This is a genomic window from Microbacterium sp. Marseille-Q6965, assembly GCF_946151065.1.
Lineage (GTDB): Bacteria > Actinomycetota > Actinomycetes > Actinomycetales > Microbacteriaceae > Microbacterium.
Window position 1 is genome coordinate 1 of record NZ_CAMGZA010000004.1, and the last position, 23,471, is coordinate 23,471.

The 23,471-nt window shown below is 72.2% G+C and carries 19 protein-coding genes and 1 pseudogene; 14 read left to right on the forward strand and 6 right to left on the reverse strand.

Annotation, left to right across the window (positions count from 1 at the left end; genetic code table 11):
* Positions 1–142, forward strand: a pseudogene (locus N8N77_RS10775) (beta-ketoacyl synthase N-terminal-like domain-containing protein); the annotation flags it as partial.
* A 105-nt stretch (positions 143–247) separates the two neighbouring features.
* Positions 248–658: an FAD-dependent oxidoreductase gene (locus N8N77_RS10780; protein WP_261167145.1), complete on the forward strand. Its 411-nt coding sequence runs from the start codon at positions 248–250 to the stop codon at positions 656–658.
* On the opposite strand, the gene N8N77_RS10785 is transcribed toward N8N77_RS10780, so the two are convergent.
* Positions 636–1,295 (reverse strand): Pr6Pr family membrane protein, encoded by a 660-nt coding sequence (locus N8N77_RS10785; RefSeq protein ID WP_261166873.1) that lies wholly within the window; start codon positions 1,293–1,295, stop codon positions 636–638. The two genes, N8N77_RS10780 and N8N77_RS10785, sit on opposite strands and share 23 nt — an antisense overlap.
* Before the next feature lie 112 nt (positions 1,296–1,407).
* Positions 1,408–4,878, reverse strand: coding sequence for a bifunctional proline dehydrogenase/L-glutamate gamma-semialdehyde dehydrogenase (locus N8N77_RS10790; protein WP_261166874.1), 3,471 nt, complete (start codon positions 4,876–4,878; stop codon positions 1,408–1,410).
* Positions 4,879–4,976: 98 nt separating this feature from the next.
* On the opposite strand from N8N77_RS10790, the gene N8N77_RS10795 reads away from it, so the two are divergent.
* From N8N77_RS10795 to N8N77_RS10820, 6 genes are all read left to right on the forward strand, one after another.
* Positions 4,977–5,900, forward strand: coding sequence for a LysR family transcriptional regulator (locus N8N77_RS10795; protein WP_261166875.1), 924 nt, complete (start codon positions 4,977–4,979; stop codon positions 5,898–5,900).
* Between the two features lie 111 nt (positions 5,901–6,011).
* A complete protein-coding gene (locus N8N77_RS10800; protein WP_261166876.1) occupies positions 6,012–6,761 on the forward strand; it encodes a 3-oxoacid CoA-transferase subunit A in 750 nt (249 codons plus the stop codon).
* Positions 6,758–7,399, forward strand: a complete 642-nt coding sequence (locus N8N77_RS10805) for a 3-oxoacid CoA-transferase subunit B (RefSeq protein WP_261166877.1) — start codon at positions 6,758–6,760, stop codon at positions 7,397–7,399. The genes N8N77_RS10800 and N8N77_RS10805 overlap by 4 nt, the downstream gene beginning before the upstream one ends.
* Complete coding sequence (locus N8N77_RS10810; RefSeq protein WP_261166878.1) at positions 7,399–8,568, forward strand: thiolase family protein; 1,170 nt, start codon at positions 7,399–7,401, stop codon at positions 8,566–8,568. Before N8N77_RS10805 ends, N8N77_RS10810 begins: the two co-directional genes overlap by 1 nt.
* A gap of 34 nt (positions 8,569–8,602) precedes the next feature.
* Positions 8,603–9,370 (forward strand): IclR family transcriptional regulator C-terminal domain-containing protein, encoded by a 768-nt coding sequence (locus tag N8N77_RS10815; protein WP_261166879.1) that lies wholly within the window; start codon positions 8,603–8,605, stop codon positions 9,368–9,370.
* A gap of 63 nt (positions 9,371–9,433) precedes the next feature.
* Positions 9,434–10,114 (forward strand): GNAT family N-acetyltransferase, encoded by a 681-nt coding sequence (locus N8N77_RS10820; RefSeq protein WP_261166880.1) that lies wholly within the window; start codon positions 9,434–9,436, stop codon positions 10,112–10,114.
* A gap of 21 nt (positions 10,115–10,135) precedes the next feature.
* Here N8N77_RS10820 and N8N77_RS10825 read toward each other — a convergent pair whose 3' ends face one another.
* Positions 10,136–11,581: a helix-turn-helix domain-containing protein gene (locus tag N8N77_RS10825; protein WP_261166881.1), complete on the reverse strand. Its 1,446-nt coding sequence runs from the start codon at positions 11,579–11,581 to the stop codon at positions 10,136–10,138.
* A 136-nt stretch (positions 11,582–11,717) separates the two neighbouring features.
* Here N8N77_RS10825 and aceA point away from each other — a divergent pair, with 136 nt between their 5' ends.
* Both aceA and aceB read left to right on the forward strand, forming a co-directional pair.
* The gene (gene aceA / locus N8N77_RS10830; RefSeq protein ID WP_261166882.1) at positions 11,718–13,013 is read left to right on the forward strand and encodes an isocitrate lyase; all 1,296 of its coding nucleotides are present in this window, start codon (positions 11,718–11,720) and stop codon (positions 13,011–13,013) included.
* 59 nt (positions 13,014–13,072) lie between these two features.
* A complete protein-coding gene (gene aceB / locus N8N77_RS10835; protein ID WP_261166883.1) occupies positions 13,073–14,725 on the forward strand; it encodes a malate synthase A in 1,653 nt (550 codons plus the stop codon).
* A 35-nt stretch (positions 14,726–14,760) separates the two neighbouring features.
* On the opposite strand, the gene N8N77_RS10840 is transcribed toward aceB, so the two are convergent.
* From N8N77_RS10840 to N8N77_RS10850, 3 genes are all read right to left on the reverse strand, one after another.
* Complete coding sequence (locus N8N77_RS10840; RefSeq protein ID WP_261166884.1) at positions 14,761–15,945, reverse strand: ROK family transcriptional regulator; 1,185 nt, start codon at positions 15,943–15,945, stop codon at positions 14,761–14,763.
* An 86-nt stretch (positions 15,946–16,031) separates the two neighbouring features.
* Entirely contained in the window at positions 16,032–17,075 is a 1,044-nt protein-coding gene (locus N8N77_RS10845; RefSeq protein ID WP_396652829.1) for an ABC transporter permease, read from the reverse strand.
* On the reverse strand, positions 17,072–18,556 hold the full coding sequence (locus N8N77_RS10850) for a sugar ABC transporter ATP-binding protein (protein ID WP_261167147.1): 1,485 nt from the start codon (positions 18,554–18,556) through the stop codon (positions 17,072–17,074). Before N8N77_RS10850 ends, N8N77_RS10845 begins: the two co-directional genes overlap by 4 nt.
* Positions 18,557–18,839: 283 nt before the next feature.
* On the opposite strand from N8N77_RS10850, the gene N8N77_RS10855 reads away from it, so the two are divergent.
* The 4 genes from N8N77_RS10855 (at position 18,840) to N8N77_RS10870 (ending at position 23,403) form a co-directional block, all read left to right on the forward strand.
* Positions 18,840–19,889, forward strand: a complete 1,050-nt coding sequence (locus tag N8N77_RS10855; protein WP_261166885.1) for a substrate-binding domain-containing protein — start codon at positions 18,840–18,842, stop codon at positions 19,887–19,889.
* 71 nt (positions 19,890–19,960) lie between these two features.
* On the forward strand, positions 19,961–21,139 hold the full coding sequence (locus N8N77_RS10860) for a Gfo/Idh/MocA family protein (protein WP_396652830.1): 1,179 nt from the start codon (positions 19,961–19,963) through the stop codon (positions 21,137–21,139).
* 33 nt (positions 21,140–21,172) lie between these two features.
* Positions 21,173–22,177, forward strand: coding sequence for a sugar phosphate isomerase/epimerase (locus N8N77_RS10865; protein ID WP_261166886.1), 1,005 nt, complete (start codon positions 21,173–21,175; stop codon positions 22,175–22,177).
* Between the two features lie 80 nt (positions 22,178–22,257).
* Positions 22,258–23,403, forward strand: coding sequence for a sugar phosphate isomerase/epimerase (locus tag N8N77_RS10870; protein WP_261166887.1), 1,146 nt, complete (start codon positions 22,258–22,260; stop codon positions 23,401–23,403).
* Positions 23,404–23,471 lie beyond the last annotated feature (68 nt).

Here is a 23,471-nt window from a genome sequence, read left to right on the forward strand (position 1 = left end):
CGACCGACCCATGGCGAAGCGCCTGGACCCGGCCTCGCAGTTCGCGATGGTCGCGGCGATGGAGGCCTGGCAGGACGCCGGTGCCCCCGAGGTGGCGCCCGAGCGGCTGGGCGTCGACTTCGCCACCCGCATCGGCGGGGTCCGGGCGCCCCCCGGCCCGCGGGCGGCGGCGATCGGCGACACGGCGCTCCTGGCGGCCGAGGCCTTCGACGGGCTGGCGGTGTCGCTGTCGACCACCGTGCTGGGCGTGTCGTACGACGAGACGGGCGTGAGCCTGCGACTGGGGTCGGGGGAGGCCGTCTCGGCGGACCGTGCCATCCTCACCGTGCCGGTCGGCGTGCTGCAGCGGGGCTCCATCGAGTTCGAGCCGCCCCTGCCACTGGGTCACCGCAGCGCCATCGCGGCCCTCGGCAGCGGTGCCGTCGAGCAGCTGTGGCTGCGCTTCGAGGAGCCGTTCTGGACAGCGGAGGCGGCGGTATGGCTGCTCGTGGACGACGAGGCCGCGGTGCGGACCTGGGTGAATCTCGCGCCGCTCACGGGCGATCCGATCCTCGTGGGGCTGGTGGGCGGCGAGGCGGCGCGCGCGTTCGCGGAGCTGAGCGAGGCCGACGCCGTGCAGGCCGCCCTCGACTCGCTCACCCCCTTCGCCGACGCCTGACGGGGGCCGCCGCCGGGGCGGTCTCGCGGCGGCTGAGCAGGATCAGCCCGCTCGCCACGCCCGCGAACACCGCGAGGGCGAAGGCGCACGTCCCGGCGAACTCGGCGAAGCCGCTCACCTGCCGCAGGTCGAGGAAGTAGTACGGGTACCACCCGATCTGCGAGCCGCGCCACATCGTGACGAGACCCCAGGCGACGGGGAACGCGAGCACCCACGGCACCACCCGCCAGCGAGCGCGCGGACGGCCGGGACCCACGATCCACCCCAGCACGGTGACCGCCGGCAGTGCGAAGTGCAGCACGTAGTCCGACCACGGCACCCACATCGGGATGCCGCGCAGGTTCGACTGCCACATGAGCACGCCGAACACCAGGCCCGCCGTGATCGTCCAGCTCAGCACGACGGTGCGCACGTCCGTGAGCCACCGCGGATCCTCCGCGCGGCGCAGCGCGATGACGCCGCCGACCGCCGCGACCACCGTGAAGGCGATGTTCGACTGGATGGTGAGGTAGGCGAAGAAGTTCTGGCCCGCGATCGTCTGCGAGCCGAGGCCCCACAGCAGGCGATGCAGCAGGGCAGCCGCGCACAGGCCGGCGGCCGCGAGGCGCGACACCCCGAACCATGCTCGTGCCGTCACACGCCCTCCCCGCGGCGATCGGGTCAGTCGGGCCCGAGTCTACGGTGGCGCGGCTGGGCGCGCTCCGGGCCGTCGCCGCCGGGCGCGCCTCGGCGTGCGCGCCCGGGGCGACTCACGGGAGGGGAAGGACCGCGGGCACCTCGTACCGGCGCGGGTTGCCGAAGCGGTGCGCGGTGAGCGAGACGGCCTGCTCGTGCAGGAACGGCAGCATCTCCACGCGCCCGGCCGAGACGACCGGCCCGTCGTACACGGCAAGCTGCGGTGCGCCGCCGGTGGCCTCGCAGACCGCGGCCGCCGCGCCGCCGATGAGTCGGATGCGTCCGCCCGCCGACGCCAGCGCGGCGGCGCGTGTCGCCCACGCCTCGTCCCTCTCGATCGCGAGCTCCACGCCCGCGGCGGCGAGGTAGGCGCGCACGCCCGCCGGTGGCTGCTCCGCCGCGCTGACGGTGACGGCCGACCCCGCACGCAGGCCGGCCGCCACCACGCGCACGAGCTCGGCGGCGCGCCCGCGCTCCATCCGCACGGTCACGGGGACGGGCAGGTAGCGCAGCACGTTCTGCTCGAGCTGCAGGGCCTGCACGTCGCGGGCGACGCCGAACTCCTCGGCGACCGCCGCCATGTCGGTGCGCAACGCCGCCGACAGCCATGCGGCGTCGGCTCCCGCCCTGGCGCCCTCCTCCGCCACCGCGGCGACGGCCCGGCGCGCGGGGGGGTCCAGCTCGGCGCCGCCGGCGCGCACCGGGGCGTCGCGCCACGTGCCGAGGCCGAACAGGTAGCTCGGGCCGCCGGCCTTCGTGCCGGCGCCGATGGCCGACTTCTTCCAGCCGCCGAACGGCTGGCGCTGCACGATCGCCCCGGTGGTGGCGCGGTTGACATAGGCGTTGCCCGCCTCGACCCGCTTCAGCCACGTCGCGATCTCGGCGGGGTCGAGCGCGTGCAGGCCCGAGGTGAGCCCGTACGGGACCGCGTTGACGATCTCGATCGCCTCGTCCAGGGTCTCGGCGGTCATGATGCCCAGCACGGGACCGAAGTACTCCGTGAGGTGGAACTCGCTGCCGGGGCGCACGCCGTCGCGGATGCCGGGGCGCCACAGCCGGCCCTCCTCGTCCCGTCGCTCGGGCTCCCGCAGCCACGACTGACCCGGCTCGAGCTGTGTGAGCGCGCGCAGCAGCTTGCCGGAGGCCGGCTCGATGAGCGGACCCACGCGCGCCTCGGCCTGCCACGGCATGCCGACCGTGTAGCCGTCCACGGCGTCCAGCAGCTGGCGGCGGAAGCGCTCGCTCCTGGCGACCGACCCCACGAGCACGACGAGCGACGCCGCCGAGCACTTCTGGCCCGCGTGGCCGAACGCCGAGTACGCCACATCCCTGGCCGCCAGGTCCAGGTCGGCGCTCGGCGTGACGATGATGGCGTTCTTGCCGCTCGTCTCGGCCAGCAGCGGCAGGTCGCGCCGCAGCGAACGGAACAGCTCGGCCGTCTCGTACGCGCCCGTCAGGATCACCCGCTCCACCCGCTCGTGCGCGATGAGCCGAGACCCCAGGTCGCTCTCGTCCACCTGAACGAGCCGCAGCACGTCGCGGGGCACGCCGGCCTCCCACAGCGCTTCGGCCAGCACCGCGCCGCAGCGGCCGGCGTTCGGCGCGGGCTTGAGGATCACGGGCGAGCCGGCGGCGAGGGCCGCGAGGGCCGACCCGGCCGGGATCGCGACGGGGAAGTTCCACGGGGGCGTGACGACCGTGAGCCGCACGGGCTCGAACGCCGCTCCGTCGACATCGGCGAGACGCTCGGCGCTCTCGGCGTAGTAGTGCGCGAAGTCGATGGCCTCGGAGACCTCCGGGTCGCCCTGTTCGATGACCTTCCCGGCCTCCGACCCCATGACCTCCAGAAGCTCGGCCCGGCGGCTCTCCAGCACGTCGCCCACCCGGTGCAGGATCTCGGCGCGACCGCGCGCCCCGAGCGCGCGCCACGCGGCGCCCGCCGCCGCGGCGCCCTCGACGACGGCGTCGAGCGCGTCGGCGTCCGACACGGTGTGCGCCGCAAGGGTGTCGCGGCCGAGTGTCGACCCCTCCATGCGGCCGCGGATGCCCGCGGCCCACTGCCGGTTCCCCGCCAGGCTCGGGTCGGTGTCGGGCGCGTTGGCGAAGCCGCCGCGCGGAGCGGGGGGCTGCGGCTCCCGCCGGTCCTGCACGCGGTTCGGGCTCGGTACCTCGCCCGGCATCAGGTCGATCGAGGCGAGGAAGCGGTCACGCTCGCGGGCGAACAGCACCGGATCGGTGTCGAGGTCGAACACCGCCGACATGAAGTTCTCGGCGCTCGCGCCCTCCTCGAGCCGGCGGATGAGGTAGGCGATCGCGACGTCGAACTCGTCGGGATGCACGACCGGGGTGTACAGCAGCAGCGAGCCGACCTCGCGGCGTACGACGGCGGCCTGCGCGGTGGCCATGCCGAGCAGCATCTCGAACTCGACACCGCCGTCGGCACCGCGCCGGCGGGCCAGCAGCCACGCGAGCGCGATGTCGAACAGATTGTGGCCGGCCACGCCGATGCGCACGTTCCGCACGCGCTCGGCGGTGAGCGCGTAGTCCAGCACGGCCTTGTACGAGGCGTCGGTGTGCTGCTTGCTGTGCCACGTCGCCAGCGGCCAGCCGTGCGTCTCGGCGTCGACCTGCTCCATCGGCAGGTTCGCGCCCTTCACGACGCGCACCTTGATGGGCGCGCCGCCGCGTGCGACGCGATCGGCCGCCCAGTCCTGCAACCAGATCATGGCCCCCAGCGCGTCGGGGAGGTAGGCCTGCAGCACGATGCCGGCCTCCAGGCCGAGGTTTTCCGGGCGCGACAGGATGGAGGTGAAGACGGCGAGCGTCAGGTCGAGGTCCTTGTACTCCTCCATGTCGAGGTTGATGAAGGTGCCGCGCTCGCGCGCGACCTCGTACAGGGGCAGCAGGGCCTCGACGGCGTCGCGCACGGCCTCGTCGAAGGCCCACGGGCTGTGCGGGGCGACGGTGGACGACACCTTGATCGAGACGTAGTCGACGTCGTGGCGCTCGAGCAGCCGGCGCGTGCCGGCGAGGCGCCGCCCGGCCTCTCGGCGCCCCAGGATCGCCTCGCCCAGCAGGTTCACGTTCAGGCGGATGCCCTCGCCGCGGATGCGCGCGAGCGCGGCCCCCAGCTTGTCGTCGCGGGCGTCGACGATGAGGTGGCGCACCATGCGGCGCAGCACCGCACGGCTGGCCGGGACGACGACGCCGGGCAGCAGCGGCGCGAACAGAGCACCCGCGCGGATCAGCGCGCGCAGCGGGGCGGGCAGGAAGGAGGGGATGAGCGGCACGAGCTGTGTGAGGTTGTGCGCCGCCACGCGCGTGTCCTCGGGTCGCACCACGCCGTCGACGAACCCCACGGTGAACGCCAGGCCGTTCGGGTCGCGCAGCACGCCGGCGAGGTTGCGCGCCGCCGCGTCCACCCTCTCGCTCCGGGCCGACTCCAGCCACGCGCGCACCAGCGCGACGGCCTCTTCGGCCAGCTCCCGGTCGACGCCGGGCGGGGTCGGGGTGGTGTGCGGTGCCTCGGGCGTGCCGATCGTCATGGGAAGCCTTCCTCTGGGGAACGCGTACCAGTGTGCGGCTCTGAATCGTTCGGCAAAAGCGGCCGTTTTCGAAGAGAACCCTTCGCTAGCATCGAACAATGACGGAGGCCTGGAGCGCGCGGAGACTGCAGCTGCTGCGCGAGCTGCAGTTGCGGGGCACGATCGCCGCGGTGGCGGCGGCGCTGAGCTACAGCGCCTCCACAGTGTCGCAGCAGCTGGCGCAGCTGGAGAAGGAGGTCGGGGTGCCGCTGCTGCAGCCAGACGGCCGGCGGCTGCGCCTGACCGCGCACGGCGAAGTGGTCGCCGCCCACGCCGCGCGCGTGCTCGCGCTCGAGGAGGAGGTGCGTGCCGATCTCGACGCCCTCGCGCCCAGCGTCGGCACGGTGCGGATCGCGGCGCTGCAGACCGCCGCCCGCGCCCTCGTCCCCCGCGCCCTCGACCTCCTCGCCGCCGAGCGACCCGGACTGCGGGTCGAGGTCTCGGTCGTGCCGCCCGAGACGGGGTTGTTCGAGGTCGAGGCGCGTGGCTACGACCTCGCGATCGCGGAGCAGTACCCCGGCCACACCCGTCCGCACCGGCCGGGCCTGGACCGGGAGCTGCTGGGCGTCGATCCCATCCGGCTCGCCGCGTCGCCCGCGAGCGCGGTGGCCTCCCTCGCGCACGCTCGCGACGCGGCCTGGGTGATGGAGCCGGAGGGAACGGCGGCACGGGCATGGGCGGTGCAGCAGTGCCGAGCCGCCGGCTTCGAGCCGGACGTGCGGTACGCGGCGGCCGACCTGCTCGCGCACATTCGGCTGATCCAGGCGGGCCACGCCGTCGGCCTCATTCCCGACCTCGCGATCGCCGACGAGGATGCGCGCGTGCGTCTGGTGGAGCTGCCCGGGTCGCCGCACCGGGAGATCTACACCTCCGCGCGCACCTCGGCGCACGCCTCGCCCGCGGTCCGGGCGGCGCGCGCCGCGTTGGCCGGCGCGTTCGCTGAGCGCCGCCCGGCCGATGGGCCGGTCCCGCTCCCCGGCTGAGCGCACGGTGGCGCCTCGGCGCCCGGGGCGGTAGAATGGGCGTATAGCGAACGTGCGTTCGCACTGCGAACACCGCCGGCGCGCCGGGCGCCGTCTCAGCGAGGAGGTCGGATGATCGACAAGACCGTCGCGAGCGTCGAAGACGCCGTGGCCGGGATCAAGGACGGCGCCACCGTGATGATCGGCGGCTTCGGCCGCGCGGGTCAGCCCGTCGAGCTCATCGACGCGCTGATCGCGCAGGGCGCCGGTGACCTCACCATCGTCAACAACAACGCCGGCAACGGCGACACGGGCCTGGCGGCGCTGCTGGCCACCAAGCGTGTCCGCAAGATCATCTGCTCCTTCCCGCGGCAGAGCGACTCGTGGGTCTTCGACGGCCTGTACCGGGCGGGCGAGATCGAGCTGGAGCTCGTGCCGCAGGGCAATCTCGCCGAGCGCATTCGCGCGGCGGGTGCCGGAATCGGCGCCTTCTTCACCCCCACCGGCGTCGGCACGCGGCTCGCGGAGGGCAAGGAGACGCGCACGATCGACGGCCGCGAGTACGTGCTGGAGTACCCCATCAAGGCCGACGTCGCGCTGATCTCGGGCCTGAAGGCGGACCGCTGGGGCAACGTGGTCTATCGCGAGACGGCCCGCAACTTCGGGCCCATCATGGCGACGGCCGCGACGACCAGCGTCGTGCAGGTGGACGAGATCGTCGAGCTCGGCGCGATCGACCCCGAGACGGTCGTCACGCCCGGCATCTTCGTCGACCGCGTCGTCGCGGTCGGCGAGCGGCCCTGGCTGCACGAGGGCGCGTTCGTCGGCGGCGTCACGATCGAGGGCGCACCGCTGCAGGCAACCAAGGAGGGCGCGAAGTGACCACCCGCATCCATCGCACGGAGCTCGCCGCGCGCATCGCCGCCGACATCCCCGAGGGGTCGTATGTGAACCTCGGGATCGGGGCGCCGACGCTCGTGGCCAACTATCTCCCCGCCGACCAGGAGATCATCCTCCACACCGAGAACGGGCTGCTCGGCATGGGAGAGGCGCCGCCCGAGGAGCGGGTCGATCCCGATCTCATCAACGCCGGCAAGCAGCCGGTCACCGCGCTGCCCGGCGCGGCCTACTTCCATCACGCCGACTCGTTCGCCATGATGCGCGGCGGCCACCTCGACGTGTGCGTGCTCGGCGCGTTCCAGGTGGCGCAGAACGGCGACCTGGCCAACTGGTCCACGGGCGGCGCGGACGCGATCCCCGCCGTCGGTGGGGCGATGGACCTCGCCATCGGCGCCAAGTCGGTGTACGTGATGACCGATCTGCTGACCAAGCAGGGCGAGTCGAAGCTCGTCCGCGCCTGCACCTACCCGCTAACCGGTGTGGGCTGCGTCACGCGGGTCTACACCGACCACGCCGTGTTCGATGTCACTTCCGACGGCTTCCGCGTCCGCGAGCTGTTCGGCGACAACACCATCGAGGAGCTCGCGTCGCTGACCGGGCTCGACCTCAAGGAGGCATGATGACCGCGAGCTTCGTCTACGACGCCGTCCGCACCCCGTTCGGCCGCGCGGCCGGCGGCCTCTCGGGCGTGCGACCCGATGACCTCGCCGCCGTCGTGATGAAGGCCGCGGTCGAGCGCACGGGCCTCGACCCGGCGCGCGTCGACGACGTGATCTTCGGCGACGCGAACCAGGCCGGCGAGGACAACCGCAACGTGGCGCGATTCGGCGCGCTGCTGGCGGGTTTCCCCACCTCCGTGACGGGCGTCACCGTCAACCGGCTCTGCGCCTCCTCGCTCGAGGCGGTGTTCCAGGGATCGCGCGCGATCGAGGCCGGCGACGCCGACGTCATCCTCGCCGGTGGCGTGGAGTCGATGAGCCGCGCGCCGTGGGTGATGGAGAAGTCGGCGAAGCCGTTCCCCGCCGTCGGCAATCAGACGCTGTGGAACACGGCGATCGGCTGGCGGATGGTCAACGAGGCGCTGCCGGCGCACTGGACGATCTCCAACGGAGAGTCGGCCGAGAAGATCGCCCGCGAGTGGGGGATCACGCGCGAGGCGCAGGACGAGTTCTCGGTGCGCAGCCACGAGCGGGCCGCGAAGGCGTGGGCGGATGGCGTGTTCGCCGACGAGATCGTGCAGGTGCCCGGGGCCGAGCTGACCCGCGACGAGGGCATCCGCGACGGCTCGACGGTCGAGAAGCTCGCCGCGCTGAAGCCGCTCTTCGCCGCGGACGGATCGGTCACGGCGGGCAACTCCTCGTCGATCAACGACGGCGCCTCCGCCGTGCTCATCGGCGCGGAGGGCGCGCTCGAGTCCGAGCCGCTCGCCCGGATCGCGGGGCGCGGCTGGCACGGCGTGGACCCCGACGACTTCCCCATCGCGCCGATCGAGGCGGCGAACAAGGCCCTGCGTCGAGCCGGTAAAACGTGGGCCGACGTCGACGTCGTCGAGCTGAACGAGGCCTTCGCGTCCCAGGTGCTGGCGTGCCTCGCCGGGTGGCCGGAGCTGGACCCCGAGAAGCTCAATGCGCACGGCGGCGCGTTGGCGATCGGGCACCCGCTCGGCGCATCGGGCGGTCGCGTCGTCGCCCGCGCGGCGCACGCCCTGCGGCAGCGCGGTGGCGGGGTCGCCGTGGCGGCGCTGTGCATCGGGGTGGGCCAGGGCCTCGCCGTGGTGCTCGAGCGCTGATCGACGGCAGGGGCGGTCTGCGAGGATGGCCCTGATGAGCCAACCCGATCCGCGCGAGTTCGTGCAGTCGTTCGCGCGCGGGCTTGCCGTGATTCGCGCGTTCGACGCCGAGCACCCGACGCTCACCCTCAGCGAGGTCGCGGCACGGGCGGACGTCACGCGCGCCGCGGCCCGCCGGTTCCTGCACACCCTCGAGACCCTGGGTTACGTGCGGGTCAGCGGCCGTGACTTCGCCCTCACGCCGCGCGTGCTCGAGCTCGGCTTCCGCTATCTGTCGGCGCTGTCGCTGCCAGAGGTGGCGCAACCGCACCTGGAGCGGCTCTCCCGCGAGGTCGACGAGAGCGTCTCGGCGGCCGTGCTCGACGGGGCCGACATCGTGTACGTGGCGCGCGTGCCCACCCGCCGCATCATGAGCGTGGGCATCACGATCGGCACGCGGTTCCCGGCGCACGCCACGAGCATGGGCCGCGTGCTGCTGGCCGCGCTCGCACCGCACGAACGTGCGGCGGTGCTCGTCGATCCGCTGGCCTCGCCCGCGACCGGAGAGCCGGTCGATCCCGGCGCCCTCGCCGCGGCGCTCGACGAGGCGGCGGCCGACGGGTACGCCATCGTCGACGGCGAGCTCGAGGCGGGCGTGCGCTCCGTGGCCGCGCCGGTACGCGGCCGGGGCGGGCGCGTGGTGGCCGCCGTGAACGTGTCCACGAGCACCACGCGCGTGCCCACGGAGCGCCTGCGTGCGCAGATCCTGCCGGCCCTGCTCGACGCCGTGCGCGCGATCGAGGCCGAGCTGCGCCACCTCTGATGCGCCGGGCGTGCGGGTGCGCTGCGCACGAGGCACGCGGCGCGGGGGCATACGCTGGAACACATGCGTGAGATCCGCGACCTGGACACCGTCGAGCTGATTCTGGAGGCGCAGGGCATCTTCGATGCCATCCGCGGCCCCGAGAGGGTGATCGACGCCGGCACCATGCGCGCGCTGCAGCAGTCGGGCAACTACGTGACCGGATACTTCGACGACGGCCGCATGGTCGGCGCCTCCGTGGCGTTCTTCGGCACGCCGGGCTCGCGCTCCATGCACTCGCACATCACGGCCCTGCTGCCGGAGTTCCGCGGGCGGGGCTGGGGCCGCGAGCTCAAGGAGCACCAGCGCCAGTGGGCCCTGGCGCACGAGGTCGGCAACATCACCTGGACGTTCGACCCGCTCATCGCCCGCAACGCGCACTTCTACCTCACCGTGCTCGGCGCGCGCGTCACGGCGTATGCCGTGAATCAGTACGGCATCTTCGGCGGCGGCGACGCCGGCGACGAGAGCGACCGTCTCGACGTCAAGTGGGCCCTGGCCGACCTCGCGCAGCCGCCCGCGGAAGACGAGATCGAGGCCACCCTCGAGATCCCGGACGACGTCGAGCGGATGCGCGAGGAGAACCCGCGCGAGGCGCACGAGTGGCGCATGCGCGTGCGCCGCGAGATGGGTGTGCTCTCCACGCGCGGCCTGAAGGTGGGCGGCTTCGACCCGGAGCGCGGCTACCTCTTCGTCCGCGACTGAGCGGCTCCGCCCGCACGGCCGCTAGTCGTGCGGGGCGTGGGCGTCGAGGAACTCGTAGACGTCCGTGGTGTCGACGCCCGGGAAGGAGCCGGCCGGCAGCGTGGCAAGGAGCGTGCGCGGCGTGGCCACATTGGGCCACGCGCCGTCGCGCCACCGGCCGGCCAGGTCCTCGGGCGGACGGCGGCAACAGGTCTCGACGGCGTGCCGCGACACGCGCCGGTTGGGGGTGTCGCGGCCGGCGAACCACTTCGTGTCGTCGAATCGCACGCCCACGCTCACCGAGTGCGCGCCTTGGCTGGAGTGCTCCACCCGGGCCGTGCACCAGTACGTGCCGTTTCCCGTGTCGGTGTACTGGTAGTACGGGTTGAAGTGGTCCTCGACGTCGAAGATCACCCGGCTCGTCCAGTGCCGGCAGCACAGTTGCCCCTCGATGGCGCCCAGCCGATCCGTCGGGAAGTTGACGTCGTCGTTCTCGTACGCCTTCGTGATGGTGCCCGACTCGTGCACCTTGAGGAAGTGCACCGGGATGTCGAGGTGGCGCGTCGCCAGGTTGCTGAAGCGGTGCGCGGCCGTCTCGTACGACACGGAGTACGCGTCGCGCAGGTCCTCGATCGAGATCGCGCGGCGCTGCTTGGCCTCGCGCAGCGCTTGCACGGCACCCCCCTCGGGGATGAGCAGCGCCCCGGCGAGATAGTTCTGCTCCACGCGCTGGTGCAGGAACTCGCCGTAGCTCGAGGGCTCCCCATGGCCCAGCACGCGGCTGGCGAGCGCCTGCAGGATGGGGCCCCGCGGGTCGCCGGAGACGCGGTTGGGCAGGTACAGCCGGCGATGCTTCAGATCCAGCACGCTGCGGGTGGATGAGGGCAGGTCGGCCACGTAGTGCAGCGTGAACCCGAGGTGGGCCGCGACGGCGCTGGCGGCGCGCTGCGTCAACGGACCGCCCGGGTGTCCCACCGCCTCGAGCAGCTCGCGCGCCGTGCGCTCGAGGTGGGGGAAGTGGTTGTCTCGCGAGCGCATCAGGGCGCGCAGCTCGCTGTTCGCCCGCCGCGCCTCCTCCGGCGTGGCCTGGCGCTCGTCCTTCAGCCGGTCGATCTCCCGTGTCAGCCGCAGGATGGCGCGCAGGGCCTCGTCAGGCATGCCCTTGGGAATGCGAAACGGTTCGATGCCCAACGCCCGAAAGCGCGGGGAGCGCAGCTCCCGCTCCAGCGCCACCTCCATGCGGCTGCGCTCGTCGAGCTCATCGGGGGCCAGCAGGGCGTCGGACGGCACCTCGAGCGCCCGGGCGATGGCCCGCAGCATCGACAGCCGCAGCTCGCGTCGCCCGTTCTCGATCATCGACAGCTGGCTGGGCGCTCGGCCCACGCGCGCGGCGAGATCCGCCAGTCGGATGCCGCGCTCGGTCCGCAACGCGCGGATGCGCCGGCCGATCGCGATCGCGTCGGCGCCGGTCTCTTCGTCGAGGGCCATGGCGCAGATCCTGCCACACAATTCCCACGCGCAGAACAAGCGGCAAATTTCTGCGGATCAATGCGTTCGAGAACGGTGGAAATTCACACATCGTGGGTCTCACGCGGTGCCCACCGCCCGGACGAAGGAGACCGACATGACCACCACCGCCCTCCCGGGAGACCAGACCCAGACGGCCGAGGAGCTCCAGCTGGAGTGGGACGCGAATCCCCGCTGGAACGGCATCCGACGCACCTACACGGCCGACGACGTCATCCGTCTGCGCGGCGCGATCCGCGAGGACGCGACCTTGGCGCGACGCGGCGCCGAGGTGTTGTGGCGGCGCCTCCACGAGGAGGAGTACGTGCGCGCCCTCGGCGCCCTCACCGGCAATCAGGCCGTGCAGCAGGTGCGGGCAGGCCTGAAGGCCATCTACCTGTCGGGTTGGCAGGTCGCCGCCGACGCGAACCTGGCCGGCCAGACCTACCCCGACCAGTCGCTGTATCCGGCCAACTCGGTGCCGGCGGTCGTGCGGCGCATCAACAACGCGCTGCTGCGCCAACATCAGCTCGAGTTCGCCGAGGGCGCGGTGTCGCGCGACTGGCTGGCGCCGATCGTCGCCGACGCCGAGGCCGGGTTCGGCGGCTCCCTCAACGCGTATGAGCTCGCGCTCGCGATGATCCAATCCGGCACCGCCGGCATCCACTGGGAGGATCAGCTCGCCAGCGAGAAGAAGTGCGGTCACCTCGGCGGCAAGGTGCTCGTGCCCACGAGCCAGCACATCCGCACCCTCAACGCCGCCCGCCTCGCCGCCGACGTCGCGGGGGTCCCGACGATCCAGATCGCGCGCACCGATGCGCTCGCCGCCGACCTGCTCACGAGCGACGTCGACGAACGGGATCGCCCGTTCGTCACGGGGGAGCGCACGAGCGAGGGCTTCTACCGCGTGCGCAACGGGATCGAACCGGTGATCTCGCGCGGCCTCGCCTATGCCCCCTATGCCGATCTGCTGTGGGTGGAGACCGGCACGCCCGACATCGAGCTCGCCCGCGAGTTCGCCGCGGCGATCCATGCCGAGCACCCCGGCAAGATGCTCGCCTACAACTGCTCGCCGAGCTTCAACTGGTCGGCCGCGTTGGACGAGCGCCAGATCGCGTCCTTCCAAGCGGAGCTGGCCGAGCTCGGGTACCGCTTCCAGTTCATCACCCTCGCCGGCTTCCACGCCCTGAACCACTCGATGTTCCAGCTCGCCCGCGGCTATGCCGAGAGCGCCATGACGGCCTACGTCGAGCTGCAGAACGCCGAGTTCGCCGCCGAAGCCGACGGCTACACCGCCACGCGCCACCAGCGCGAGGCCGGCACCGGTTACTTCGACCGGGTCTCGACCGCCCTCAACCCCGATGCGTCGACCCTTGCCCTCGCCGGCTCCACCGAGGCCGAGCAGTTCCACTGATCCGCAGGACCGTGCCGCTCGGGCCTCGAGCGGCACGCTACAGACCTTCAGGAGACATCATGACGATCATCGCCCCCGCGCCCGACGCGGAACGCGCCCGCCGCGCCATCCACCCCACCATGAACGTGGTCGGCCCGATGCGGCCGCGCTTCGCCGAGATCCTCACGCCCGAGGCGCTCGCCTTCCTCGCCCAACTGCACGAACTGTTCGCCGGCGCGCGCTACGACCGGCTCGCCGACCGCATGCGTCAGGGGTACGAGGTCGGTCTGGGACGCGACCCGCGGTTCCGCGAGGACACCCGCCGCATCCGCGAGAACCCCGACTGGCGGGTGGCGGGCGCCGGACCGGGGCTCGAGGACCGGCGCGTCGAGATCACCGGTCCGACCGATCCGCGCCTGACGATCAACGCCCTCAACTCGGGCGCCCGGGTGTGGCTCGCGGACCAGGAGGACGCCACGAGCCCCACGTGGGCCAACGTCATCGGCGGCCAGCTGGCGTTGCGCGACGCGATCCGCGGCCGGCTCGAGTACACCTCGCCCGAGGGTAAGCGTTACGCCGTCACCGCGGAGCGCACGCCCACGATCGTGATGCGCCCGCGTGGCTGGCACCTCGAGGAGCACCACCTGCACTTCGTCGACCGACACGGGCGCACGATGGCGGCGTCCGGCTCGCTCGTGGACTTCGGGCTCTATGCGTTCCACAACGCGCGTGAGCTGATCGCGCAGGGCCGCGGGCCGTACTTCTATCTGCCGAAGATCGAGTCGGCGGAGGAGGCGCGGCTGTGGGATCACGTGTTCACGTTCACGGAGGAGTTCCTCGGCATCGCGCACGGCACCGTCAGGGCCACGGTGCTCATCGAGACGCTGCCCGCCGCGTTCCAGATGGAGGAGATCCTCTATGAGCTGCGCGACCACTGCGCGGGGCTGAACGCCGGGCGGTGGGACTACATCTTCTCGATCATCAAGACCTATCGGGGCCGGGGCTCGCGCTTCGTGCTGCCCGACCGCAACGAGGTCACGATGACGGTGGGGTTCATGCGCGCCTACACCGAGCTGCTGGTGAAGACCTGCCATCGGCGGGGCGCCTACGCCATCGGCGGCATGAGCGCCTTCATCCCCAATCGCCGCGATCCGGCGGCCAACGCCGACGCGTTGCGGCGGGTCGCCGCCGACAAGCGGCGGGAGGCCGCGGACGGCTTCGACGGCACGTGGGTGGCGCACCCGGATCTCATCCCCGTGGCGCAGGCCGAGTTCGACGCCGTGCTCGGCGACCGGCCGCACCAGCTGGATCGCCAGCGCGACGACGTCGACGTGCGCGAGCGCCATCTGCTGTCGCTGCACATCGGGCGGCCCATCACCGATCGCGGCGTGCGCGAGAACGTCGAGGTGACGATCCGCTACATCGAGGCCTGGCTGCGCGGGCAGGGTGCCGTGGCCATCAACAACCTCATGGAGGACGCCGCGACCGCCGAGATCTCGCGTTCCCAGATCTGGCAGTGGATCCATCAGGATCAGCGCACCGCCGAGGGCACGCCGATCACCGCGGAGCACGTGTCGGCGATCGTGGACGAGGTGCTCGGGGGACTCGAGCGCCGCGAGGGCGATCGCTTCGACGACGCGGCACGCGTGTTCCGCGACGTGGCGCTGAGCCGCACGTTCACGCCGTTCCTCACGACGAAGGCGTACGCCGCGTACCTGGTGGAGACCGCGTGACGCCCCGGGCGCCGGCGGCATGACGTCGCCGGCGCCTAGGCGCGCGCGGGCGCGAAGGCGTGCGCGAGGCCCTCGGGCGACAGCGCGTGCTCGACGGCGAGGATGGCGGCGCCGCGCACGGCGGCCCGGTCGGCGGCGGCCGACTGCACGATCGCGAGGTGCTCGGTCGCCAGCGGCGCCGAGCGGGTGTAGACGACCTCCCGCACCCCCGCGATGAGGTGCTCGCCCACGCGTGACATGGACCCCCCGATCGCGATGACGGACGGGTTCACGAGACTCACGGCCGTCGTCAACACCTCACCGATGTCGCGCCCGGCCTGGCGCACGGCCTGAATGGCCTCGAGGTTGCCGGCCTTCACGAGGCGCACGACGTCGCCGCCGGTGCGGGCCTCGATGCCGCGCTCCCGCAGCGTGCGGGCCAGCGCGGGCCCCGAGGCGAGCGCCTCGAGGCAGCCGCTGTTGCCGCAGCGGCACGGCACGTCCACGTCGCGCGCGACCCGCACATGCCCGATGTCCCCCGCGGTGCCCTGCGCGCCGCGCTGCAGCCGCCCGTCCGAGATGATCCCCGCGCCGATGCCGGTGGCCACCTTGACGAACAGGAAGTGGTCGGTGCCCGGCCAGCGCAGCGCGCGCTCGCCCAGAGCGCTGATGTTGACGTCGTTGTCGACGAGGACCGGCACGTCGAGGTGCTCGCGCACCCAGCCCGGCACGTCGAAGCGATCCCATCCCGGCATGATCGGGGGGTTCACGGGCTGACCGGTGGAGTGTTCGACCGGGCCGGGCAGGCCGATGCCGATCGCGGCGACGTCGGCGCGGCGCCGGCCGATGCTCTCCAGCAGGGCGTCGGTGCCGTCGACGACCCACGTCAGCACCTGCTCGGGCCCGCGGTCGATCGGCAGCGGCTCGGAGCGCTCCTCGATCAACTCACCCGACAGGTCGGCGACGGCGACGGTGGCGTGCGAGGCGCCGAGATCGGCGGCGACGACGACCTTCGCGCCCGGGTTGAGGGCGAACTGCGACGGCGGCCGCCCGCCCGTCGACGCGCCCTCTCCCACCGGCGTGATCAGCCCCATGCGCATGAGCTCGTCGACCCGACCGGTGACCGTGGAGCGCGCCAGCCCCGTGGACTTCGCCAGCTCCGCCCGCGTGCGCGGGGTGCCGTCGCGCAGCAGCTGGAACAGCTCGCTGATGTCGGCGCGTCCTGTCGCGGCGTCCGCCATGGTCACTCTCGTTCCGTCTCGATGTCCCGCCACTTTCGACGGAACCGCATCATCCTATGCCCGCGGGCCGGCGGAAGCCCGCGCGCTCACCCTCCCTTGCGCACCGCGAAGCGCTGCTGCAGCAGCACGGCGACGACGATGATCACGCCCTTGGCGACCGCCTGCAGCGACGACGACATGTTGTTCTGCACGAACACGTTGCTGAGGGTGGCGAAGATCAGCACGCCGAAGACGGTGCCGGTGATCGTCCCCCGCCCGCCGGCGAGGAGCGTGCCACCCACGACGACCGCGGCGATCGCATCGAGCTCCATGAGGGTGCCGTGCGTCGAGGTGCCGGCCGTGGTGCGACCGAGGTACATCAGCGCCGCGATGCCGGCGCACACACCCGTGAGGGCGTACAGCCACACGGTGTGGCGCTTCACCGGGATGCCCGCCAGCCTCGCGGCCTCGCGGTTGCCGCCGATCGCGACCGTGCGGCGGCCGAAGGTGGTGCGGTTCAGCAGCAGCCAGCCGCCCACCGCGACGATCACGAAGATCCAGATGAGCAGATCCACGCCGAGCAGGTCGACGTTCATGGCGCGCAGGAAGTCGCGGTCGGAGACGACGAGCGTCCGGTTGCCCGCGAGGATCTCGGCCAGGCCGCGCGCCCCCACGAGCATGGCCAGGGTGGCCATGAAGGCGGCGACCTTTCCGTAGGCCACGACGATGCCGTTGATGAGCCCGGCGCCGAGGCCCACGAGCAGCGCGATCACGACCGTCACGATCCAGTGGGTGTTCTCGACGACGTCCTGCACTGCGGCGATCGTCGCGGTGACCGACGCCAGCGCCACGACCGCGCCGACGGAGAGGTCGATGCCGCCGGCGATGATCACGAACGTCATGCCGATGCTGACGACGCCGATGATCGAGGCCTGCCGCAGGATGACGAGGGCGTTGTCGAAGGTCATGAAGCTGCCGAACGCGGTCGCCGCACCCACGGCGACGATCGCCAGCAGCGCCAGGACGAGGCCGAGGTTGCGGCCCATCGCGCCGGAGAAGAGGCGGCGGGCCAGCGGCGCCTGTCCGTGCTCGGCCGAGCGGGGGGCGTCGGTGCGGTTCCCGGCAGTGCCGGTGGTGGTCTGCGCGCTCACGCGGCGGTTCCTTTCATGACGAGATCGAGCACGCCGTGCTCGTCGATCTCGGAGGCGGGCACGGTGGTGAGGACGCGCCCGTCGCCGACGACGAGCACGGTGTCGGCGAGACCGAGGACCTCCTCGATCTCGCTGGAGACGACGACGATGGCGTTGCCGGAGGCGGCGAGATCCCGGATGAGTCCGTAGATCTCGGCCCGCGCCCCCACATCGACGCCGCGGGTGGGCTCGTCGAGCAGCAGCACCCGGCTGCCGTGCACCAGCCAGCGCGCCAGCAGGATCTTCTGCTGGTTGCCGCCGGAGAGGGCGCGGGCGGGCAGGTCGGGGTCGGACGGCCGCAGCTCCATGGCGGTGATCTGCTCGCTCGCGATCTGCCGCTCGCGGTCCTCGCGCAGCCAGCCGCCCCGCGATTCCCGCGCGAACGACGACAGGGTGATGTTGCGGAACACGGGCTCGTCCAGCACGAGGCCTTGCGACTTGCGCTCCTCGGGGCTCAGGCCCATCCCGGCCTCGACGGCGGCCGTCACGGACCCGCGCGGCAGCTCCCGGCCCGCGACGCGGACGGTGCCCCGGCTGGCCCGGCGTGCCCCGAAGATCGTCTCGAGGATCTCCGAGCGGCCGGATCCGACGAGTCCGGCGAGCCCCACGACCTCCCCCGCCCGCACCGTGAAGGACACGTCGTCGAACTCGCCGTCGAGGCCCAGGCGCTCGACCTCGAGCAGCGGCGGCGCCTCGCTCGGCACGGGCGGTCGGAGCGGGAACACGTTCTCCACCGTGCGGCCCGTCATGTGCCGGATCAGCTCCGGGGTGGGGGTGTCGGCGACGGGGAGGCTGCTGGCGGTGCTGGCTCCGTCCTTGAGGACGGTGATCCGGTCGCCGATCTGGCGGATCTCCTCGAGGCGGTGCGTGATGTAGATGACCGCGATCCCCTGTGCGGTGAGTTCGCGGATGACGCCGAAGAGGTTGCGCACCTCGCCGGCGTCGAGCACGGCCGACGGCTCGTCCATGACGATGAGGCGGATGTCGTGCGAGAGGGCCCGGGCCATGCTCACGATCTGCTTCTCGGCGGCGCTGAGCTCCCGCACCTCGGTGTGCGGCGAGAGCGACGAGTGGCCGAGACGGGCGAGCAGCGCGCGCGTCTCGCGTGCGGCGTCGGCACGGCGCAGGAAGCCGCCGCGTGCCAGCTCGTGCCCGAGGAAGATGTTCTCGGCGATCGTGAGGTCGTCGACGACGTCGAGCTCCTGGTACATCGTGGCGATGCCCAGCTCGATCGCGGCCTGCGGCGTGGCGATGGTCGCCGCCTCGCCGTTCCACCGGATCTCGCCCTCGTCCGGCTGGTACACGCCCGCGAGGGTCTTGATGAGGGTGGACTTGCCGGCACCGTTCTGACCGAGCAGGCAGTGGACCTCGCCGGCCCGCACGTCGAGGTCGACGCCGCGCAGGGCCTTCACGGGCCCGAAGGACTTGGTGACGCCGTGCATCGTCAGTAATGACGGCTGGTGGTCATCTTTGATCACGCGGAGAACATAACACGGCGTCGAGAAATGCGCGAGAGCGGCATCGCCTGGCCGAAATGGCCCTCGCTCCCAGCGATTGCGCGGAGATCCCGGGGATTGCCGCCGCCTTCGACTTTCGACGGGCACGCGACAAAAGCTGTACAGACCCGGGCGGAGCTGTTACCGTGACCCCGTCGGCGCGGGCGCGTCCCGGGGGCTCAGAGGTTCGCGGCGCACGGCACATCTGCATCACATTCAAGGAGGAATCATGCGGACACTGCGCAAGCGCGCACTGCGGACGGCCGCCATCGGCGCCGCCGCGTTCGCCGCCATCGGCCTGCTCGCCGGCTGCACCAGCGACGGCACCGAGGGGGAGGACGCGATCGACCAGGGAACGAGTGCCGACGAGAACGCGGCCGAGGGCGACACGGTCGTCATCGGCTGGTCGGGACCCGAGGCCGACCACGGCTGGCTCGGTGCCATCAACTCCGGTGCGCTCGCGGCCGCCGAGCAGTTCGGCGACGTCGAGCTGCGGCAGGCAGAGGGCACCAACGATGCCAGCGCCCAGATCGCCGCCGTCGAGCAGTTCATCAACGACGGCGTCGACGCCATCGTCCTGCTGCCGACCGACGGCGCCGCGCTCACCCAGGTGGCGATCAGCGCCATGGAGGCCGGCATCCCCGTCATCAACGTCGACCGCGAGTTCTCCGACCCGGCCGCCTCCCGCGTGACCATCCTGGGCGACAACTACGGCATGGGCGTGAGCGCCGGCCGCTACATCTGCGAGCAGCTGGGTGGGGAGAGCGACGCCATCATCGGCGAGATCGCCGGCATCGATTCCCTGCCCCTCACGCAGGACCGCTCGCAGGGCTTCGCGGACGGGCTGGCCGAGTGCGGGCTCGAGGTCGGCCCCCGCGTCGCGGCGGACTTCACGGTCGCGGGCGGTGAGACGGCGGCCTCGCAGCTGCTGTCGGCCAACCCCGAGCTCGACGCGGTGTGGAACCACGACGATGACCAGGGCGTCGGCGTGCTCGCCGCCATCGAGGCGGCCGGCCGGGACGAGTTCTTCCTCGTCGGCGGCGCCGGCAGCGTGAACATGATGGACCGGATCCAGGCCGACGACAGCGTCATCAAGGCGACGGTCATCTACCCGTCCACGCAGGCGGCCGACGGCATCGCGCTGGCACGGCTCGTCGCGCAGGAGAAGACGATGAGCGACCTGATCACGCCGAGCGTGCCGAACCGCATCGTCCTCGACGCGCCGGTCGTGACGAAGGACAACGTCGCCGACTTCATCGACCTCGCCTTCGAGTCGTGAGCCAGACGCGGGGACGGAACCCGACCGTCCCCGCGTCCCACGACACGACGAGGAGAGCAGGAGGAACGAGAATGACGGAGACGGGCGCGCTGCGTGTCGCCATGATCGGCTACGGCTTCATGGGCGCCGCGCATTCCCAGGCATGGCGCACGGCGCCGCGGGTGTACGACCTGCCGCGGAGCGTGGAGATGGCGGTGATCGTCGGTCGCGACGCCGCGGCGGTCGGGGCCGCCCGCGACCGGTGGGGGTGGGCGGAGGCGGCGACGGACTGGCGTGAGGTCGTGGCGCGTGACGACATCGACGTGATCGACATCGTCACGCCCGGCTCGTCGCACGCCGACATCGCCATCGCGGCGCTCGAGGCGGGCAAGCACGTGCTGTGCGAGAAGCCTCTCGCCAACACGGTTGCCGAGGCGGCCGCGATGACCCGCGCCGCCGAGGCGGCGCGGGCGCGCGGGGTGCGCGCCATGCTGGGATTCACCTACCGCCGGGTGCCGGCGCTGACCCACGCGCGCGACCTCGTCGCGGCGGGCCGGATCGGCACGGTGCACCAGGTGCGCGCCTCGTACCGACAGGACTGGCTGGTGGATCCGAACGCGCCGCTGTCGTGGCGGCTGCGCAAGGATCAGGCCGGCTCGGGGGCGCTCGGCGACATCGGCGCGCACGCGGTCGATCTCGTGCAGTTCGTGACGGGGCAGCGCGTCGAACGGGTGACGGGGGTGCTCGACACCATCGTGCGGCAGCGTCCGGTCGAGACCGAGCGCACCGGCATCGCCGGTGTGGGGGGCAGCGAGCGGGGGGAGGTGACCGTCGACGACGTCGCGATCTTCACGGGACGACTCTCGTCGGGGGTGCTCGCGAGCTTCGAGGCGACGCGCTTCGCCACCGGGCGCAAGAACGCCCTGAGCATCGAGGTGTCGGGCGACCGCGGTGCGATCGCGTTCGATCTCGAGGATCTGAACGTGCTGTGGCTGTACGACCGGACAGCGCCGGAGACCGAGCAGGGCTTCACGCGCATCGTCGTCACCGAGCCCGGTCACCCGTATCTCGAGGGGTGGTGGCCGACGGGACACATGCTGGGCTACGAGCATGGCTTCAGCCACCAGGCGAAGGACCTCGTCGAGGCGATCGCGCACGGGGCCGATCCCGCGCCGGGCTTCGCCGAGGGGCTGCAGGTGCAGCGCGTGCTCGACGCCGTCGAGCGCAGCGCCGCCAACGACGCCGCGTGGACCGCGGTGGATCAGGACTGAGCGGTCGAGGGCGACCGGAAGGGAGAGGAAGCGATGGCGCGACCTGTCACATTGTTCACCGGCCAGTGGGCCGACCTGCCGTTCGAGGAGGTGGCGCGCCTTGCGGGCGAGTGGGGGTACGACGGCCTGGAGATCGCGTGCTGGGGCGATCACCTCGACCCGAGCCGCTGGGACGACGCGAGCTACGTGCAGGGCCGGCTCGACATCCTCGAGCGCAACGGGCTGAGGGTCTTCGCGATCTCGAACCACCTCAAGGGCCAGGTGGTGTGCGACGATCCGATCGATCAGCGGCATCGCGACATGGTCTCGGACGAGCTGTGGGGCGATGGCGACCCGGAGGGGGTGCGGCGGCGAGCGGCGGAGGAGCTGAAGAACACCGCACGCCTGGCGGCGCGGCTGGGAGCGAAGACGGTGACCGGCTTCACCGGTTCCTCCATCTGGAAGTACGTGGCCATGTTCCCGCCGGTGTCTGATGAGCTCATCGAGGCCGGATACCGCGACTTCGCGGACCGCTGGAACCCGATCCTCGACGTCTTCGACGAGGAGGGCGTGCGGTTCGCGCACGAGGTGCACCCGTCCGAGATCGCGTACGACTACTGGACGACGCAGCGCGCGCTCGAGGCGATCGGCCACCGCGAGGCATTCGGCCTGAACTGGGACCCCTCGCACATGGTGTGGCAGGACCTCGACCCCGTCGGGTTCCTCTGGGACTTCCGCGACCGGATCTACCACGTGCACTGCAAGGACACGAAGAAGCGGCTGAACAACGGCCGGAACGGCCGGCTGTCGTCCCACCTGCCATGGGCGGACCCCCGCCGCGGCTGGGACTTCATCTCCACCGGTCACGGCGACGTGCCGTGGGAGGACGCCTTCCGCATGATGAACGCGATCGGATACGACGGGCCCCTCTCGGTGGAGTGGGAGGACGCCGGCATGGACCGGCTCGTCGGCGCCCCCGAGGCACTCGCGTTCGTGCGACGGATGTCGTCGTACGAGCCGTCGGCCGCGGCCTTCGACTCGGCCTTCGCCGCGCGCTGACGCGCGCCTGCGTCGTTCGGTTCCGGGTCTTGGCCGACCGTTGCACGCCAATCAAGGCCCTCGGTGCAAAGGAGCACACGATGGACGATCAGCTTCACCAGATGCATGAGGACGCCCGCGTTCTCGGCGGCCGGCTCGGTCTGAGTCGCCGCCAGCTGCTGGCCGCGACGACGGGGATGGCGGCCGCCGCGGTCCTCGGGCTCGGCGGTGCCGGAGCGGCACACGCGGCAGGCAGGCCGGTTCCCGCCGGCGGGAACGGGGTGCTGGTGCCGCCGCCGCGGCGGGGCATCATCCTCTACACCGTCCGCGACGCGATCGCCCGCGATCCGGGCACCACCGACCTGCCGTCTGGCTTCAAGGAGGTCTTCGCGGCGCTGTCGGGGATGGGGTACCGGCAGGTCGAGTTCGCCGGCTTCCGTCAGCACGCGAACGCCGAGGGCGGCAATGTCGACAACGTGGCGGGTGCGCGGCTGCTGCGCACGTGGCTGGACGACAACGGTCTGCGTGCCCAGGGCAACCACGGCAGCATCCCGTCGACCATCAACGAGCAGACCCTCGCCGCCTTCGACGCCGCGTGCGAGGTCGCCAACATCCTCGGTCTCGACCACATCGGCACCGGCAGCGACCCCACCGGCAGCGCCTACCTCGCCGACTGGCAGGCCGCGGCCGACCGGTGGAACGTCCTGGGCGAGCGGGCCGCGCGGCACGGCCTGAAGCTGTACACGCACAATCACGACGTGGCCTACAGCTTCCTGCTCGACAGCGGGCCGCTCGACGCACAGGGCCGTCCGACGCGATCCTCGGGGGTGCGGCGCCTGGAATGGTTCCTCGCGCACACCGATCCGAAGTACGTGTATCTGGAGATGGACATCTACTGGGCCCACGTGGCCCAGTACAAGCACCGCTCCTACACGGCCCCCGACGGCTCCCAGGTGACGGCGGTCTTCGACCCGGCGGCCGTTGTCGCGGCGCAGACGCAGCGGTTCCCGCTCTTCCACGCCAAGGACGGCAGGATCAACGCCGCCACGCCGAACGGCTACGACATGGTGCCGTTCGGGACGGGGGACATCGACTACGCCACCTTCTACCGGCGCATCGGCGCCAAGGGGAGCCATCACTCGATGTACGAGCAGGACAACGCGGCGAGCTACCCGGCGCCGAGCGCCGGCGCGTCGCTCGACAACGCCGCCGTCTCGTACGGCAACCTGGCGGCCCTGCGCGGCTGAGCCGGTCACGGTGAGCGCCCGGTCGGGGAGCGGCCGGGCGTTCGCCGTATGCCGCGGCGTCGGCGGGG